General features: G+C 47.7%; 13 protein-coding genes and 1 tRNA gene. 4 read left to right on the top strand and 10 right to left on the bottom strand.

Annotated features, from left to right (window positions below; genetic code table 11):
* Window positions 1–73 precede the first annotated feature (73 nt).
* Together ACUZ8J_RS08930 and ACUZ8J_RS08925 are read left to right on the top strand one after the other, a co-directional pair.
* Window positions 74–304 carry a hypothetical protein gene (locus ACUZ8J_RS08930; protein WP_446693614.1) on the top strand — a complete coding sequence of 77 codons (231 nt, stop codon included), beginning with the start codon at window positions 74–76 and terminating at the stop codon, window positions 302–304.
* A gap of 49 nt (window positions 305–353) precedes the next feature.
* On the top strand, window positions 354–1,985 hold the full coding sequence (locus tag ACUZ8J_RS08925; protein WP_446693613.1) for a hypothetical protein: 1,632 nt from the start codon (window positions 354–356) through the stop codon (window positions 1,983–1,985).
* A 162-nt stretch (window positions 1,986–2,147) separates the two neighbouring features.
* Here the strand turns inward: ACUZ8J_RS08925 and ACUZ8J_RS08920 are convergent.
* A tRNA-Pro gene (locus tag ACUZ8J_RS08920) sits at window positions 2,148–2,224 on the bottom strand.
* Window positions 2,225–2,589: 365 nt separating this feature from the next.
* Here ACUZ8J_RS08920 and ACUZ8J_RS08915 point away from each other — a divergent pair.
* Window positions 2,590–4,770: a sensor domain-containing diguanylate cyclase gene (locus tag ACUZ8J_RS08915; protein ID WP_089067613.1), complete on the top strand. Its 2,181-nt coding sequence runs from the start codon at window positions 2,590–2,592 to the stop codon at window positions 4,768–4,770.
* Here the strand turns inward: ACUZ8J_RS08915 and ACUZ8J_RS08910 are convergent.
* Window positions 4,767–6,233, bottom strand: a complete 1,467-nt coding sequence (locus ACUZ8J_RS08910; RefSeq protein ID WP_446693612.1) for an alpha/beta hydrolase — start codon at window positions 6,231–6,233, stop codon at window positions 4,767–4,769. The genes ACUZ8J_RS08915 and ACUZ8J_RS08910 overlap by 4 nt on opposite strands.
* 164 nt (window positions 6,234–6,397) lie before the next feature.
* On the opposite strand from ACUZ8J_RS08910, the gene ACUZ8J_RS08905 reads away from it, so the two are divergent.
* The gene (locus ACUZ8J_RS08905) at window positions 6,398–6,934 is read left to right on the top strand and encodes a DUF6942 family protein (protein WP_446693611.1); all 537 of its coding nucleotides are present in this window, start codon (window positions 6,398–6,400) and stop codon (window positions 6,932–6,934) included.
* Window positions 6,935–7,067: 133 nt separating this feature from the next.
* Here the strand turns inward: ACUZ8J_RS08905 and nadE are convergent, their stop codons facing one another.
* The 8 genes from nadE to ACUZ8J_RS08865 all read right to left on the bottom strand — a co-directional run bounded on the left by nadE (window position 7,068) and on the right by ACUZ8J_RS08865 (window position 15,665).
* A complete protein-coding gene (nadE, locus tag ACUZ8J_RS08900; protein ID WP_446693610.1) occupies window positions 7,068–7,898 on the bottom strand; it encodes an ammonia-dependent NAD(+) synthetase in 831 nt (276 codons plus the stop codon).
* A gap of 209 nt (window positions 7,899–8,107) precedes the next feature.
* Window positions 8,108–9,412, bottom strand: coding sequence for an inosine/guanosine kinase (locus ACUZ8J_RS08895; protein WP_011623008.1), 1,305 nt, complete (start codon window positions 9,410–9,412; stop codon window positions 8,108–8,110).
* Between the two features lie 190 nt (window positions 9,413–9,602).
* Window positions 9,603–10,649 (bottom strand): ferrochelatase, encoded by a 1,047-nt coding sequence (gene hemH / locus ACUZ8J_RS08890; protein WP_446693609.1) that lies wholly within the window; start codon window positions 10,647–10,649, stop codon window positions 9,603–9,605.
* A 79-nt stretch (window positions 10,650–10,728) separates the two neighbouring features.
* Window positions 10,729–11,373 (bottom strand): adenylate kinase, encoded by a 645-nt coding sequence (gene adk / locus ACUZ8J_RS08885; protein WP_011623010.1) that lies wholly within the window; start codon window positions 11,371–11,373, stop codon window positions 10,729–10,731.
* A 141-nt stretch (window positions 11,374–11,514) separates the two neighbouring features.
* Entirely contained in the window at window positions 11,515–12,378 is an 864-nt protein-coding gene (locus ACUZ8J_RS08880; RefSeq protein ID WP_089067610.1) for a co-chaperone YbbN, read from the bottom strand.
* Window positions 12,379–12,495: 117 nt separating this feature from the next.
* Complete coding sequence (gene htpG / locus ACUZ8J_RS08875; protein ID WP_446693608.1) at window positions 12,496–14,409, bottom strand: molecular chaperone HtpG; 1,914 nt, start codon at window positions 14,407–14,409, stop codon at window positions 12,496–12,498.
* 314 nt (window positions 14,410–14,723) lie between these two features.
* On the bottom strand, window positions 14,724–15,323 hold the full coding sequence (gene recR / locus ACUZ8J_RS08870; protein WP_023265729.1) for a recombination mediator RecR: 600 nt from the start codon (window positions 15,321–15,323) through the stop codon (window positions 14,724–14,726).
* A gap of 12 nt (window positions 15,324–15,335) precedes the next feature.
* Window positions 15,336–15,665 (bottom strand): YbaB/EbfC family nucleoid-associated protein, encoded by a 330-nt coding sequence (locus tag ACUZ8J_RS08865; RefSeq protein WP_047540411.1) that lies wholly within the window; start codon window positions 15,663–15,665, stop codon window positions 15,336–15,338.
* Between the last annotated feature and the right edge of the window lie 134 nt (window positions 15,666–15,799).

Below are 15,799 nucleotides of genomic sequence, written 5' to 3'. Positions count from 1 at the left end.
CCTAACGGGTTGATTAAGTTGAGTCCCAATATCTATTTCAACGATTCCTCACGTACTGTAAAAGGCAACTACTATGATCAAAAACTACAACGCCCAAGAAGTCGCATCTCTGCTACACATCGAAAAAAGAACACTTCAGAACCGCATTTCCGCACAAAATAGAGCCATGTTGTCCGCAAACCCCGAAGCTATCGAGGCCGCGGCTAAACTCGTCCCTCCATCTTTTAAGATTGGTAAGATTAGGCTATTTCCTGCACGGCAATTTGAGCAGTGGTTAGCCAGTTTCAGCAATAACGTTCAATAACTCAGAGCCCCAGTCAAATCACATAACCATCTAAATTTAAGTGCAAAATATGCTTAAGCCATATTTAGAATCAGGCTGCGATCGTTGGCCTAGCTATACACTCGCAGCTCCAAATCATTTTTTATCACTACTTGATTTCAACAAGGAAACCTATACACGGGTGCTGTGGTGGAATGCAAGTAGTAAGAACGGTAAATTCAAACTTAAAACACACTGCTTACTCGGCTTTAAGCATTTGAAATCGTCGCCCCCAACTAAGCAACTTGGTGACTGGTACGACTTCAAACTCAAATCACAAGTTAAGCATACAATCTCAGGTGAAACTCGAAGTTCAACAGATTGCTATTTCACGCCAAACGAATTTTTTGTATGGAGAAAAACATCCAATCTAGCGTCACTGCACGCAAATTGGATCGAAGTTGATATCATCAAATCGACAAAGGGTGACCAGAAAAAGGTAACTCGGGAAGTTATAACAAATATTGCTAAAAAGGTGTTCTCTGAAGTAAGCGAGCTGCTTATTGACGCTCAAATACCTCCCCCCACAGGCTATGTATCCTCAGGTTCAGGCGGTATTCACCTTTATTGGGTATATACGGCGGTTAACGCTTACCCACAAACTGTCCGTATATGGCGAATGGTTGCCGAGGCTTTATGTCGCCCGTTAAAAAAACAGCAAAAGAGAATTTGGCAACTTGACGCTAATGCAAGTAAACGCCCTGCAGGATTACTACGTTTGCCTGGCACCTGGCACAGCCAAACCAGTTGTTCAGTCCTAGCTTACACAGGTGGTCAACTATATCGATTCGAGCAACTTGCAGCATCACTTGGAATTCGTGACGGCATGCTGGAACCCGCCAGTAAAAACCGCTTGAAACCCAAAAAATCTGAAAAGTACCATACCCATCAGCCCCAACATAATTACTCCGGAAAACACACTATTGGTCAATGGTGGTTCAAAATCCACTTACATATTTGTAGTCATTTTCGGCGGCAAGGTTTCGTACCTGTAGGCATGCGAAATCACTTTTTATACATCAACTATGTTGCTTTAAGATATATCAATAAATGTCCACAGAAAGCTTTCGAGCGATTAAAAAAGCTAAATAACGAGTTAGTTGGATGGAGTGCTGCAGAACTACGCGGCCTAGAAATGGCGTCAAAAACACAATACAAATATCTAAAAAAGACGATTGCTGACTATTTAGAAGATAACTTGCAGATGGATAGCAGCTTTCTCTATCAAGCTGTACGTATTCCATTGGAGAAAGATGAAATCAAGCGGCGTCAATCTGAAGCTGCAAAGCATACCGCTAATACACGTAAAACAGGTACATTTAAAAAGCTATACAATGGCTATGTATCTCTGAAACAGACTAGCGAAAAGGTCACGCAGAAAACATTAGCTGAAGCGGTTAAGTACAGTGTAAGAACAGTTAGGCGTTACTGGCAAGAATTAATAACGTCAACTAGACAAACGCAATTAGAACCATTTTGTCTACAAGAGGACAATCGCTGTCTTTCTATATATCCCCCATCTCTAAAGCTGTCCGTTGTAAGAGCAGAGATCCAAATTGATTATAGTCTTGGACATATGGACTTAGTGGATCAGGTCACGAGAGTTGCCAACTGCTGTGAACTAACTGCGCGGGCTGCTTGTCGATCCCAAAGTTATCCATAAGTCTTGCCAATACGGCAGGCTGTTACGAAGTAAATTCACAAACCCACAGGCTTTAAATCTGGAGCTACAAATGTGCTATAAAAAAGTAAAAGCCCGTTCTAGCTGTGCTAAATAACGGGCCTTTGACTTAGCTTAATAACCTTAGTAATCAAGCGTTTAATTTGGTCGGTATGAGAGGATTCGAACCTCCGACCCCTGACACCCCATGACAGTGCGCTACCGGGCTGCGCTACATACCGAAAATTTTCGTGCTTAAATAAACTGACTTGGTTAAGCTTAAGCACTTGTTACTTAAGATGCTATCGAGTGGGGTTCACCTTAAGTGACGCAGACTTTATCAAGTGGATTGCATCAACGCAAGTGCTTAGTGAAATGAGTTTGACCAACTGCTTAGTTTCTGGTCTGAATGGTGAGTTTTTACAAGAACCATCGCCTCTTTTGCCCCTAAATGCGGCGGAGAGGCCCAGACTGTGACCTGAGGCGAAACTTAAGTTTTCGCATTCAATATCAAATTAAGAAACATCTGCTAAGCTAGTTATCATTAATCGTTTCAGTGCAATAGATTGCTTTTTAAGCATAAATTTTTGATGAAAAGGAATTATCATTGCGTCTACCTGCTGTGAATAGCGCCCATTTAAAGTTAGCCACCTTCCTCGGCCTACTGGGTTTAGTACTTAACATCTACCCTATTCCGCTCTTTGCCAACGTCCAGCTTATTTTAGGTAATGCGGCGGTGGTGATAGTGGCCATTCTGCTTGGGCCTTGGTATGCCCTGTTTACCGCCTTATTTACGGCAACGGGCTTGATGTTGGCCTGGTCCAGTGCCCACGTGTATCTGGTGTTTTTGCTCGAAGCGCTGTGGTTAGGGTTTGCTCGGCGCAAAGATGTGCCTATCTTGTATGCCAGCATAGGTTATTGGTTACTGCTCGGCTTGCCATTGATGAGTTTGTACCTGTGGTTAATTACCGGCATGCCGAGTTACCACATCCCCTTCACCACGATAAAACAAGCCTTTAATGGGATTTTTTACACCACTCTCGGCGAGCTTTGCGTGGTGGCGCTTCCCAGTTTGTGGCATTTAAAAGATAAGTTAGTGAATCACACTCGCCGCACTATGAGTGCGCAGCTTAGCTATCTGTTTATTTTGATCACTACCATCAGCTTACTGACCTCATCTTTAGTGTTTAACCATTATTTTATGGATAAACAACAGGTGTTAATTAATCGGAATCTCGATGACACAGGCATATCTCTCGGGCATGCCACCGAGAGCTATATCGCGGTCAACACCCGAACCATTGCCAGTGTCGGTAAATTTATCAGTGATTCTGGCATTCCCTTTGAACAGTGGCAAACCACACTTAGCAGTGTGCAAGGACTCACGCAAAGCTTTACCACCATGTTTATTGCCAATGAACGGGGTGAGATAGTCGCAGGTAGCCCAATCGAAAAGTTTCAGCAATTAAAGCAAATGGGAAAAATGTTTACAGTGAAGGATAGGGACTACTTTATCCAATCCTTTAATCATCACAACACCTTTGTGTCGCCAGTATTTGTGGGGCGATTTATTGGCAAAGAAATTATCATTGCCATCAGTGCACCGATTTTCAAAGAAGGCACAAACGACACCGTAGGCATAGTGCAAGGCAGTCTCGACTTAAGCTTTTTCTCGAGTATTGATAAACAAAATCAACACCATGAGACGCAGTCCATCATCTTATTAGATGAGAAGAAAAATATCGTTTATGCCTCAGAAAGGCTCGGACTCACCCCATTAGCCCCCTTTAATTTCGTCACCGGCAGCACTGAATACCGCACGCGATTAAAACTGATGGATATCAATCAAACCGAGGCGGATACCCCTGAGTATATTTATGCTCACCATCAACTAAATAATGGCTGGCATCTGTATGTGGTTGAGCCGTTTGTCCCGCTACTCACCTTGGCTCAGGAACAGTATACCAAGACCATAGTACTGCTCTTGCTTAGTATGTTAGGTGCCGTGATTATCGCTAAGGCGATCAGTCGCTTAACCACGACGCCCCTCGCCTTACTCGCACAGCACTTTAGCCAGACCAAAGATGGCAGTTTTAATGAAGAAAAGTTTGAGCATGAGCTGTTAGATAATAGTACCCCTAAAGAAATCTACAGCCTGTACGAGAGCTTAGAAGCCAATCAACAAGCACTGCTCAGTTATCAACTCGAGTTAGAGGATAAAGTCAAACAGCGCACCATGGACTTGGAAATCGCGAATCGCAAACTCAAAGACATGGCGGAGCGCGATTCACTCACCAATCTGTATAACCGCCGTTATACCGAGAAACAGTTCCTGCATATCCAAGATCTGTGCGAGCGTGGCCAAGATGCGATTGCCGTGGTGCTACTGGATCTCGACTTCTTCAAAAAAGTGAATGATACCTACGGCCACCTTGCCGGCGATGAATGCCTGCGGGTGATGGCGGAAGTATTATCGAGTCACTTTAAGCGCGATGTCGATTTGCTCTGCCGTTACGGTGGTGAAGAGTTCGTGTTGATATTACCTATGTGTAATACCTTAAAAGTTGAGCAACATCTTAATGATTTCCGTGAGAAACTCGCTAGCGTGGTGATTACTAACCCGGCCGATCAAGTAACCTTTAGCGTCACCGTAAGCATAGGCGCCATCATTGCCGATGCAGCCTACAGCTCAACGCTTGAAGTCTGGTTAAAGCAGGCGGATGAGAACCTGTATAAGGCTAAGGAGCAAGGGCGCAACTGCGTGGTTTGCACCCTTATGAGTGCTTAGTTCGGCATGTGCGCGGCGCGATACTGGTCAATCCGCGTTAACATGTAGGGGAAAAACGGATTCCATTTTTGGCGTAACATTTCCGAGGCGGGCACGCTATACACCCCACGCTCGCCACGGGATGCAGCCGCGCCAATTTGGATCCTGAGTAATTTTTCATTATTTTTAATGCCATACAGCCCATCATCCTCATCGAATGGCAAGGCCACATGGGACAAGGAATACACGCCCGCAGGCCAGTGCAAGGATAACGACTCCACCTCTGGCTCGCTGTTATCCTGCGGCATAACCCCAAACTCCCGCGCTTGAACCTGCGTAGTCTCGCTGTCTTGATTTTCAATCAAGGTGCCACGGTAATGGATACTATCGCGCGACGTCGGTAATAAGCTCGGCAGCGGATCATTGACCATCAACTTACTGTTAATCACGGTTCGGTTCATATCAAACAGTACTAATTCATGGCCCTTCTCGGGCAGAACTTGGTAAAGCAAATCCACCACGGCGGCACTTGAGACAGTTGCATCGGCGACGGATTGAAAGGTTAAAATGTCAGGGATCTGCCCACGCTGCGAAGGCGTTAAGCCACTCAATAGGCTCTGATTACGCAGCGCTAATTGGTAAACCACATCACCCGCGTTTACCGCAAAAGAAGTGTATTTAAAGGGATCGTATTCCATTTGAATACTGTTCCACTGCAACTTATCTAAGTCGAGTAAACGGCCAATCCAGCTTTGCCAACGGGCCGCAGCCGCAATCGGTGCAAGCCCGATGGCGGGCGACATAAAAATCATCCCTGCGTAATCGGGCGCTTTTTCTTGATTGATGAGCTCAAGTTCATGGTTAAGCGCTACTGCGGCGCCCGTTGAAAAGCCAATCACAAACAGCGGCTTACCTTTAAGCTCTTGTTTCATATGCGCCGTCGCCAAATTCATCGCGGCGGCTAAGTCCTGCCAGTACAGGCTTGTCAAACCACTCGGAATAGTGCCATGGCCAGGGAGTCTTAATCCGAGCACATGGGCTTTACCCTTAAAATGTGCCGCCACATTTGACATGGCATAGGGCGAATCCGACATACCATGGAGAAGAAGCACGCCAAAGGGCGCATTGGCCTTAGGCCACTCGAAGGTGCGATTCCAGTTATGGGGCCAACGGGCGGGATCCGACAGGCTATTTTTAACATAACGATTCACGGGTGATGCATCCGTCGCCGAGACTTTTCTGAGGACTTTATTCTCCACTTCGGCAAATAACTTATCTTCTAAGGCGATGTAATCACTGAATTTGTCTAATTTGGTGTTGTAGCGAAATTCGTTTTTAAGTTCTGTAGTGTGCCAGAGGGAGAGATCGGGCCTAGCATTGAGAAAGTGGATGCCTGTCACCAACAGGGCGACGGCAATCCCCAAACAGGCATAAAATGCCGCGAAAAATAAATGCTTGGTTGAGCCTATGATGATGGCTTTCATTCTCGTCCCTTGGATCCCATAAAATGCGCAATCAGATTATAAGGTTAGATAAAAAAAAACCTCAACTTTCATGTTTAAGATTTGATCTCGCAGCCATTTAGTTTCGGCAGCGCGCCTAAGTTAGGGTAAGATCCGCCCCACTTTGCCACTCATTTTCGACTTTTATGCACATTGGCCCACCCGCAGCCACCTATGCGTTTTATCTCCCCAATCCCCCACTCTTCCCCGAAGATTGGCATTGGTCGCAGGATAATGCGATAGCAGAGCTTATCGCCTTAAATGGTAATCATTGGCGTAAGATATTCACAATTATGGCAAAAATTTGCGCCCCCAGTGAGGATTGGCGCAATTATCGCGACAACCAGTTACTCAAACAGCAGCAAATATTATTGATAGGTGCCAATGCCCTCTCGCCACATGCCAATATTCATATTGTCTGTGGGCAAGCCGCCGCCACGGCATTAGAGATTGCAGCCGATAGCCACATCGCCACTCACTCACAGCAAACAAACGCGCAGCAAACAACCGAGCTACAATTGATGCAAGACTCGCAAGCTAAACTGCAAGACGTCACAGCGATGCTGCATGCACAATCCCCACACTCAAGCTGTATACTGCTCACGCCCTATTTAGACTATCGCCAATACTCAAACGCTTTGATTGCCCTGACGCGTTGCCACCTTCAAGCGAAGCACAGCTAAAGGAATGCGGTTAAGCACAATGTGATTAAGTTCGAATCGAGACACTTAGCGAGATAGCATTAAGCATTCGCACATAAAAAAGCACCCAACTAGGGTGCTTTTTCATTAATTTTTAGACGGTAAACATTTTAAATCAATCGTAAATAGTGGGGATAGGTTGACGCTTATGCTGCGTAGCCTTGTAGATATTGATAAGTTTCTCTTCCACGGCTTTATCGACGGCTTTTCCTTCAAGGAAATCATCGATTTGCTCGTAGGTCAGTCCGAGCGCCACTTCATCTTCGAGTAGCGGTTGATTGTCTTCCAAATCCGCGGTTGGTGCTTTATAGACTAAGGACTCTGGTGCGCCCAAATACGCCGCTATCTGACGCACTTGGCGTTTGTTGAGGCCAAATAAAGGCGCCAGATCGCAGGCGCCATCGCCCCATTTAGTATAAAAACCCGTGATATTCTCGGCGCTATGATCTGTACCCACCACTAAGCCACCCACTAAACCGGCTAACTCATACTGGGCAATCATGCGCATCCGCGCTTTCACGTTACCTTTAATAAAATCGACTTTCGCCGCATCCGGTGAGTGCAATCCCGCTTCGACAAAGGCCGTTAAGGTGGCTTGATGCACACCATCAACCCCTTGATGCACATTGATGGTAACTAATTTGGTCGGCTGAATAAATTGGCAAGCCTGCTGAGCTTCGTGCTCATCTTTTTGAATTTGATAGGGTAAGCGCACCGCAATAAACTGATAGCCGCCGTCTGGATGCTCGCTATTGAGGCTATCAACGGCCAACTGGCATAAACGCCCTGCCGTGGACGAATCCACACCACCGCTGATCCCAAGGACCAAGGCTTTGCTGCGGGCTGCTTGCAGTTTAGATTTTATAAACGCCACACGGCGCTGCACTTCGAACTCAGGATCGATTGTCTTGAGTACCTTCATTTCTGTTAAGATCTGCGCTTTCACCGAAAATTCCACCTTAATATTCGCTGTTATTGGGAGCAGTGATTCGGCTAACGTTATCATTTATTCGGGTCTGCCTGTAGCAAAAATTAACATCCACAGGGTTAATTGTTGAGAAAACGTCATTGGCTCAAGTTTTCGTCTGTTCCAAAAACAATAAGGGCAATAACGGTTTGCCGCTATTGCCCTTATATACTTAAACCTATGTAGGCTTATCTTTCCCAGTAGGATTCTTCTAAGCTGTCTTCACGCTCAGGCAAACCGCGGGAGAGACGCGGACTGTGCTGCGCCAACACCTCGTAAGCCACGCGGTTAGCATACTTACAAATTTGGGAGAATGACGAATAACACAGACCATCACGCTTGTGCTTGCTTGAGCCAGGCACATTGGTCTTGTGGAAGGTATTGGCCGCCAAGTCGTGCAACAACGCCGACAACGCGCCATCACCTGCACCATTGGTGTTACCGATTTTCTCTGGGCCGCCCATGTAAGGCGAAATATGCGCAAACACTTTAATTGGGTTTTCGCAGTCACGCTTAAGCTTTGGACGCGAGAACTCATAACGGTTAAATTCGGGGATAGCACCGGGCAACAGTGTATGGGTGGTTTCGCGCTTTTCGGCATCATCGGTATAACCTGCGGTGTAAAGCCCGATTGGGCCAGCAGTAGTTAACACCATATCACACCACTCGAGGGCTTTTTCGCTGGCCAGCAGCGGATCGCGAAATCCGGTTAAGGCCTCACCTTCATCTTCGTTCATCGCCAAAATGGTCACATGCTCTTGGATAAAGTTTTGCCACCAGACCGGATCTTCTTCGATTAAGAAGCGTGTGCCTAAGGTCAATACCACGGGGACTTCGGCCGCTTTGGCATATTCAATCGCGCACATGGCCGCATCGGTGATCCTGTCGCCACCGCTGGCACGCATTAAATAGGCGGTTAATACCAAGGCAGAGCTGCCCTGCACTACGTCTTTATCAATGTATTCTGGGGTTAACTTGTCCATCGCGCCTTTACTGATCGCAAAGGTACGCTCACCGCAATCCGAAATCAGAGTGAAACAACGGCCGATAGGACCATCGACGGGTTGCAGGAAGTTAAGGTCAACCTTAGAGGAGGTGTTGCAAAGATAACGGTAGGCGTAACTGCCGACTTCGATATTTTGGCTCATCACCCCAAACAACACTGAGCGGTCATCGGCCAAAATAGAATAATTGTGCACTGTGTTACCAATAGTGCCGCCCGCAAACTCATCGCTGATCAAACCGTTTTGTTTCAGCTCGGTATACAGAGCATGCGCTTGCTCGTCATTGATAAGCGTCGAATTGCCCTTAGGTAAACCATAACGGCCGAGCAACTCATCCTCTACCTTGGCTTCGATATCCACTAGGGTTTGATCGATACCGCTGACATAAGTCGAAAAGGGTTGAGGTTGCTGCGTTAATTGCTCAAGCAATGGGTCACGGGTTTTGACCGGAAAATAATGTTTCGATTTGCGCTGACCGGGAAACTTCATAGTGGCTCTCTTTTCCTGGCGTCCATGCTAATGGGCATTACAATGAGCCTGCGCTCATCGTGTCCTAAAAATAATGAGTCTAGGCTAGAGAGATAAAAAATCCACTCCCGAGCCACAAAGGGCGCAGATTCTACCATAAAATCAGCATGAAACTAGGCCGTCTTTCGGTTTCAACGGGAGAAATTTACCGTCACTCTGCGCGTATCCAAGGTTGAGCTTGTTCTTGCACCAGTTGCCTGAGCAGCTCGATATGGAGCTCATCATCATTTAAACAGGGAATAAAGTGATAGGCCTCGCCGCCCGCATGCAGGAAAGTCTCTTTACCGCCAATGGAAATTTCTTCTAAGGTTTCAAGGCAATCGGTGGCAAAGGCTGGGCAAATGACATCGACACTTTTCACGCCTTGGCGGGGTAAATCGGCCAGCAGCTCATCGGCATAGGGGGTTAACCACTCTTCTTTACCGAAACGGGATTGGAAACACACCTGCCATTGTCCTTCGGTTAACTCCAGCGCCTGCGCCAATAACTTAGCCGTCGTACGGCACTGCTCAGGATAGGGATCGCCTTCGGTGGCATAACGCAGCGGAATACCGTGGAAGGATAAAATCAACTTGTCGGCCTGCCCATGGGTTTTCCAATGGCGCTTAACCGAATGCGCTAAAGCCTCGATATAGGCGTCATGGTCAAAATACTGTTTGCTGAAACGCAGCTCAGGAATGTCACGCACTTGGGTAAAATACTGCGCCACCGCATCGAACACACTGGCGACGGTCGAGCAGGAATATTGCGGATACAGCGGCAGTACCACGATACGTTCGGCGCCTTGGGCCTTAAGTTTGGCAAAGCCGCTCTCAATCGAAGGATTGCCATAGCTCATGCCCAGTTCCACCGGAATGGTTTGATTAAAGGTCGCGCTCAGATCCGTAGCTAACTTTTGCGCCTGCTGCTCGCTTATCACCATCAGCGGCGAGCCCTGCTCCGTCCACACGCTCTGATAAAGCTTGGCCACCTTGGCGGGTCGGGTGTTAAGGATTATCCCCTGCAAAATCGGCTGCCACAGCCAAGGGGACAAATCGACGACCCGAGGATCACTTAAAAACTGTTTGAGGAATCGCTTAACCGCTTTGGGAGTGGGTTCATCGGGCGTGCCGAGATTGACCAATAACACGCCAAATGCAGGAGAGGGAGAAGTCAATGTGGTACCTTTTATCAGCCAAATACCTCGGCAGGCTAACATTCGATCGCCAATAAAAAAAGCCTGCAATAGCAGGCTTTTTCTTAATATGAGAACTTGTTCTCGAATTTAGCAATGATGCTTATTTCAGCACGCTGGCTAATTGTGCACTCACAGCCGCTACCGACTGAGTACCATCAAACTTGTGGTATTGAGTGTTACCCGCCGCAGCCACTTTGCCATAGTATTCAACCAATGGCTTAGTTTGCTCGTGGTAAATGCCTAAACGCTTACGCACTGTGGCTTCTTCGTCATCTGGACGAATCGCTAAGTCTTCGCCTGTTACATCGTCCTTGCCTTCCACTTTAGGTGGATTGAATACCACGTGGTAAACACGGCCAGAACCTGGGTGAACGCGACGACCGCTCATGCGCTTAACAATTTCTTCGTCTGGCACATCGATTTCGATCACGTGATCAATGCTGATACCGTTTGCCGCCATCGCATCCGCTTGTGGGATAGTGCGTGGGAAACCGTCTAACAGGAAACCTTTAACACAGTCGTCCTGTGCGATACGCTCTTTAACCAGTCCAATGATCAGATCATCAGAAACCAGTTGGCCTGCATCCATCACTTTCTTCGCTTCTAAACCCAGCGGAGTACCGGCTTTAACGGCAGCACGTAACATGTCGCCAGTAGAAATTTGTGGGATACCATACTGTTCCATAATGAACTGGGCCTGGGTACCTTTACCGGCACCTGGGGCGCCCAATAGGATAATGCGCATCTCAAGAGTCCTCTTTTTCGCATTGATATTCTTCTTAGGGCGGCGATCTTCGCACATCTGGCCGCCATTGAGAAGGCTTTTAGCTTCGACTTTAGCCTCAGAAACCGCAAATAAATCGCAGTTTTGCGGCCAATTTAATCCTTAATAGAGCAAGGTATAGAGCTTACGGCGATACTGATTCGCCAGACTATTGCCTTGCCCAAGCGCCGTTAAAATCTCCATAAAGACTTGTTTTACTTTGCCATTTTCAGCGGTTAAGTCTTTAGATAAGACACTGTATAAATGTGCGAGCGCTTCTTCGTCTCTGTGGGCCGAATGCAAGGCCTTACAAAGTTCGAGTAATAACACTAAATCCTGCGGATTATGCTCGAACTTCTGCTGCAAATCACGAATTTCTGGCGTGTCCGCCGCATCCAAGGCAAGGGTTAATTTCGCCTTTAAGCTCTGGTAATAACCATCTTGGTCGGCAAGGCCAATCTGCTCGAGTAGCAGCTGCGCTTGGGCGAGTTCACCTTGCATCAAATACACATCGGCAAGCACTAAACTCACCTCGGCCGCCTGATTGGAGGCGCTGTAGGCGTCTTTCAGTAACACGGCCGCCGTGGATAAATCTTCCGCCGATACTTGGCTTAAGGCTAACAGGGCTTTGGCTTGCTCAAGCTGTAATTGCCATAAGGGTGGCAAGTGTTTCTCCAGCATAGCGTTGACCTGCGCTACCTCTTGCATGCCCGCAAAGCCATCTATTGGCTGGCCCTTATCAAGCACTAAGGTGGTCGGCAGTGCTTGAATGCGGAAATAGTTAGCGATTTCCAGCTCGGTTTCGCAGTTCACTTTCGCCAGCACAAAACGGCCAGCATGTTGCGCGGCAAGTTGCTCGAGTGTTTGCACCATGGCAACACTCTGCGGCTGTGGCTGGGCCCAAAACACCATCACCACCAGTTGCTGCATCGAAGCATCAACCACTTGCTGAATATTGTCTTTCGTTAGATCGAGGATATTGTCCATGGTTTTCCTTACTCCCAAACTGGCACCTCTACGGGGAAATGCCCTAGGATAATGCTCTTTGCGGTGCCTAAAACGGAATCGGGGCACTTGAGTCTCGACTCAAGTGCCCCGAATGTCTTACTTCAGGCTCGCCAATAGCATTTGGTTCATCAGCTTAATAAAGGCCGATGGATCCGCTAGGCTGCCCTTCTCCGACAATTGCGCCTGTTGCAATAACAGATTCGACCAATCGGCGAAGGCGGCTTCATCTTGTAGATCGTTTAAGCGCGACACTAATGGGTGCGCTGGGTTTACCTCAAACGTCGGCTTGACCTCTGGCACTGGCTGACCCGCAGCCTGCATCAGTTTGATCATCTGGCTCGACATCTCACCTTCACCCGTCACCACACAGGCTGGGGTATCGGTTAAGCGTGAAGTGACTTTCACATCTGCCACGCTAGCGCCTAATGCCGCTTTAATGCGTTCAACCAAAGGTGCAGACTCTTCGGCGAGTTTCTCCTGCGCTTCCTTCTCGGCCGCATCTTCCAGCTCACCTAATTCCAGCTCGCCACGGGTCACTGAGTGCAGCTGCTTCTCTTTGTATTCGGTTAAGTGATTGATTAACCACTCGTCGATACGTTCTGACATCAGCAACACTTCGATGCCTTTCTTACGCAGCAGTTCTAAGTGTGGGCTGTTAGCCGCGGCTTCGTGGCTGTCGGCAACGATATAGTAAATCTTGTTTTGGCCTTCCTTCATGCGGCTAATGTAATCATCGAGTGACACAGTTGGGGCCGCGCTGCCAGTATGGGTAGACGCAAAACGCAGTAAGCCAGCAATACGTTCACGATTTGCAAAGTCTTCCGCAGGGCCTTCCTTCAACACTTGACCAAATTCGGCCCAGAATTGTTGGTATTTTTCCGCATCGTCTTTTGCCAATTTTTCCAACATACCCAGCACGCGCTTAGTGATACCAGTGCGCATCGCCTTGGTGATGTGGTTGTCCTGCAAAATCTCGCGAGACACGTTCAGCGGCAGATCGTTAGAGTCAATCAAACCCTGTACAAAGCGCAGGTAAGATGGCATAAACTGCTCAGCATCATCCATAATAAACACGCGCTGAACAAAGAGTTTCAGGCCATGCTTACGGTCGCGGTTCCACAGATCCCAAGGCGCTTTTGAAGGGATATACAACAGGTTAGTGTATTCCTGTTTACCTTCTACGCGGTTATGGCTCCACAGCAGTGCGTCTGTGTAGTCGTGGGAAATGTGCTTATAAAATTCTTGGTACTCTTCGTCACTGATCTCAGACTTATTGCGCATCCACAGCGCAGTCGCCTTGTTCATGACCTTCCAGTAACCTTCGGTAGCGGGGATTTTTTCACCGTCTGGGCCATCGCGCTCAGGGGTGCCTTCCTGCCACATTTCAACGGGTACGGAGATATGATCTGAGTATTTAGTGATGATGGAACGCAGGCGCCACTCATCGGCAAACTCTTTCTCTTCATCACGCAGGTGCAGGGTGATCTCAGTACCACGGCTCGCCTTAGTGATGGTATCGACGGTGAAACTGCCCTCACCTTCCGATTCCCACAATACGGCTTCATTGGCCTTATGGCCTGCGGCACGGGTGCGTACTGTGACTTTTTTCGCCACGATAAAGGCGGAATAGAAGCCCACACCGAATTGACCAATCAGCTGCGAATCCTTTGAGGCTTCGCCTGAGAGGTTTTTAAAGAATTCGGCGGTGCCCGATTTGGCGATCGTGCCTAAATGCTCAATCACGCCATCGCGGGTCATACCCACACCGTTGTCTTCGATGGTCACAGTGCCTTTTTCTTTGTCTGCGCTGATACGCACACGGAGCTCACCGTCACCTTCGTATAGTGCGTCGTTGGTCAACGCAAGGTAACGCAGCTTATCGGCCGCATCCGCAGCGTTGGAGACCAGTTCACGCAAGAAAATTTCTTTGTTGGAATACAAAGAATGGATCATCAAATGCAACAGCTGTTTGACTTCAGTTTGAAAACCATGAGTTTCTTGTTGTGACATGAAATTTTCCTTATTTGTTACGCAATTTGGTTAAAGCAAACGCTTAGTGATTAATAAAATGGGGCTGTAAATCCACTTTTCAAGGGGGGAGATAAAATCACAGATCAAATGGCGAAAAATAAGGCAATCTGAGGCGAAAACACGGTCAATGGCCGAGATATTTGGGAAGTCAGTCGTGAACGAGGGAGGCTAACGCGGCGAACAACAACACGTAAGAGCACTGCTCAATACTCTTTATTCACATCATCCTGCACCTATAAAAGAAAAACCCGCGAGCACTGGGCTGGCGGGTTTTCTCTTTAGACCATCACACGCTACAGCGGGATACGCCCATTGAAGGACAGCGCTAAGGTGGTGCTGTCGACATATTCCAGCTCACCACCCACGGGGACGCCGTGGGCGATACGGCTGATCACCACCTTATGGCGCCGTGCCATATCGGCAATAAAGTGGGCGGTGGCCTCACCTTCTACCGTTGGATTGGTCGCGAGGATAAGCTCGGCAACATCGCCCGAGGCTAAGTGACGCTCTAATAGCGCCAAACCTAACTCCTCAGGTCCCACCCCATCGAGCGGTGATAAATGGCCCAGCAATACAAAGTAGCGACCGGTAAAATGTCCACCCGCTTCAATGGCTAACACATCGGCCGGCGTTTCGACCACACAAATCGTCGACGAAGACCCGCGTTTATGGCTAGCACAAATCGGACAGAGGCTTTCTTCAGTGTAGGTTCGGCAAGACTGACAATGACCGATATCGCTCATGGCACTCGACAGCGCTGAGGCTAATTTAAGCCCGGCTTTTCTATCGCGCTCAAGCAATTGAAACGCCATACGTTGAGCCGATTTAGGCCCAACCCCTGGCAAACAACGCAGAGACTGAATTAACTCGTCAAGCAGGGGACTAAATTTCATTGTCTATCTCAATTAAAATGGCATTTTCATGCCTGGTGGTAATTGCATACCGCCAGTCACTTCGGCCATTTTGGCTTTTTGGTTTTCTTCGATACGACGCGCGGCATCGTTACACGCTGCTGCAATCAAATCTTCTAACATCTCTTTATCGTCTTCCATCAAGCTTGGATCGATTTCGACTTTACGTACTGTGTGTGAGCCAGTCATGGTCACTTTAACCAGACCTGCACCCGATTCACCGACCATTTCCATGCGGGCAATTTCTTCCTGCATTTTTGCCATTCTTTCTTGCATCATCTGGGCTTGTTTCATCAGATTGCCCATACCGCCTTTTCCAAACATAGTCATTTCTCTTCTATTAGGGTTAGTCGCAAGCTTTTAAGCTGGCTAATCTTACTGAAATAAATGGGATTGGCAATCAATGCCGATATCCCATCGCTAAACTTATGATCTTGATAGCGAGTTTTTAACAAACT

The organism is Shewanella sp. Koi 1 (assembly GCF_052907445.1).
This window is presented reverse-complemented; position numbering and strand designations above follow the sequence as displayed.

Coding starts and splice junctions, on each gene's coding strand:
- ACUZ8J_RS08930 (WP_446693614.1), top strand. CDS start 74: ATGATCAAAAACTACAACGCCCAAGAAGTCGCATCTCTGCTACACATC.
- ACUZ8J_RS08925 (WP_446693613.1), top strand. CDS start 354: ATGCTTAAGCCATATTTAGAATCAGGCTGCGATCGTTGGCCTAGCTAT.
- ACUZ8J_RS08910 (WP_446693612.1), bottom strand. CDS start 6,233: ATGAAAGCCATCATCATAGGCTCAACCAAGCATTTATTTTTCGCGGCA.
- ACUZ8J_RS08905 (WP_446693611.1), top strand. CDS start 6,398: ATGCACATTGGCCCACCCGCAGCCACCTATGCGTTTTATCTCCCCAAT.
- ACUZ8J_RS08895 (WP_011623008.1), bottom strand. CDS start 9,412: ATGAAGTTTCCCGGTCAGCGCAAATCGAAACATTATTTTCCGGTCAAA.
- hemH (WP_446693609.1), bottom strand. CDS start 10,649: ATGTTAGCCTGCCGAGGTATTTGGCTGATAAAAGGTACCACATTGACT.
- adk (WP_011623010.1), bottom strand. CDS start 11,373: ATGCGCATTATCCTATTGGGCGCCCCAGGTGCCGGTAAAGGTACCCAG.
- ACUZ8J_RS08880 (WP_089067610.1), bottom strand. CDS start 12,378: ATGGACAATATCCTCGATCTAACGAAAGACAATATTCAGCAAGTGGTT.
- htpG (WP_446693608.1), bottom strand. CDS start 14,409: ATGTCACAACAAGAAACTCATGGTTTTCAAACTGAAGTCAAACAGCTG.
- recR (WP_023265729.1), bottom strand. CDS start 15,323: ATGAAATTTAGTCCCCTGCTTGACGAGTTAATTCAGTCTCTGCGTTGT.
- ACUZ8J_RS08865 (WP_047540411.1), bottom strand. CDS start 15,665: ATGTTTGGAAAAGGCGGTATGGGCAATCTGATGAAACAAGCCCAGATG.